At 69.4% G+C, this 1,354-nt stretch carries 1 protein-coding gene; it reads right to left on the bottom strand.

Going from position 1 to position 1,354, the window contains the following annotated elements; genetic code table 11:
* The coding region (locus tag Acor_RS00075; RefSeq protein ID WP_155334405.1) for an ISKra4 family transposase at nt 1-1,221 on the bottom strand (1,221 nt) is incomplete at its 3' end.
* Between the last annotated feature and the right edge of the window lie 133 nt (nt 1,222-1,354).

The following is a 1,354-nucleotide window of genomic DNA, read 5'->3' as shown; positions in this document are numbered from 1 at the left end:
GAAACGGGTGGCGCGGCGGCGTATCCCGGTGGCGACCTGGGCGGCCTTGCCGTCCAGGACCTTGATGGCCTGCTCGGCGACCCACTGCTCGGCGGCCGGGTCACCGACGTCGAAGAACGACCAGCCCGCGCGCCAGATGTACTCCAGCACGTGAACGAAGTCGAGCACGATGTACACGGTGATCTCACGCCGGGTGGCCTCAGCCTTGATCGCGTCGATCTGGGTGCGGTTGCCGTCGACCAGCACGACCCAAATCCGCTCGTGGGCAGGGTCACGGCGTTCGGCCTCGTCGAACCCGGCCGCGACAACAGCGGGAATGTCCCTGATCAGCGAGGCGGTCAGCCACTTGCCGACGGCCTTGGGACCGCGCCGCCGCCCGGCGCTCTCCTTCAGGCCGGTGGCATCCTCCGCCTCCGAGGCGGGACGGGCAGGAGTGCGGCTGATGACGTCCGCGGCAGCGCGCGTGACGGGCAGCGCGTCGTAGACCACGGCCAGCTCGGCCATTCGCTTGCGGCCGTTCTTCTCCCCGGGCGACAGCCGGGTGACCAGCTTCCGCTCGCCGTTCGCGGCGGCCAGGGCAGTCGCCTTGCGCAGCGCCTCGGGCCGCATGACCACGCCCTTGCCGTCGAAGGACAGCACCATCAGCCGGTCGGTTCCGGCCGGATCGGGACGGCGGGCATCGTAGAAGGCGGCAATGTCACGGGCGGCCAGCCGTGCCAGGGCCAGCCGTTGCCGCTTGCCGACGATCTGCCCGGTGGCCTGGGCAATCGCGGTGACCGCGCCGTCGAAACTCCCGCGTGCCGCCTCAAGCGCGGCCAGTTTCCGCAGCGTATGAGAGTGCGTCTCGACGGGGAGGTTCAGCCGTTGGTCCAGCGGATACAGGTTGGCTGTCCCCGGCGCGCGGTAGGCCATCCGCCTCACCGTGACCGGGCCGAACACCGTCACCAGCTGCCGTGCGTGTCCCCGCTCGACCCGGGTGTGCGCGACACCGCCGGCGTCCAGGACCCGCGTGCGCCGCCCCTCATCGGCCGCGAGGTGGTCAAGGCGGTCCTGAGTCACCTGCCGCATGACCTCCCGCCCCTCAGCCAGCAGGTATTCCTCCACGTCAGCATGCGTCCTCGGCCCGGCAACCGGGTCGGACAAAGCGGTGAGCAACCCCGCGAACCGCGCCCATGACCGCTCGAACCCTGCCAATTCCTCGGGGACCGCGTACCCTGACACCGGGCTCCTTCTTCCGTTGCCGATCTTCGCAAGTCAGCAACGTACGGGAAGGAGCCCGCTTCATGCGCGAAGCGGGCGATAGGTAATAAACAGTCATAATCCGGTCATGCTTGCGTCCCCGTGAGGGAACTGC

This window comes from Acrocarpospora corrugata (assembly GCF_009687845.1).
In the GTDB taxonomy this organism is placed as follows: Bacteria; Actinomycetota; Actinomycetes; order Streptosporangiales; family Streptosporangiaceae; genus Acrocarpospora; species Acrocarpospora corrugata.
Note: the sequence above shows the minus strand (reverse complement) of the source record. Positions and strands in the feature narration are given on the sequence as shown.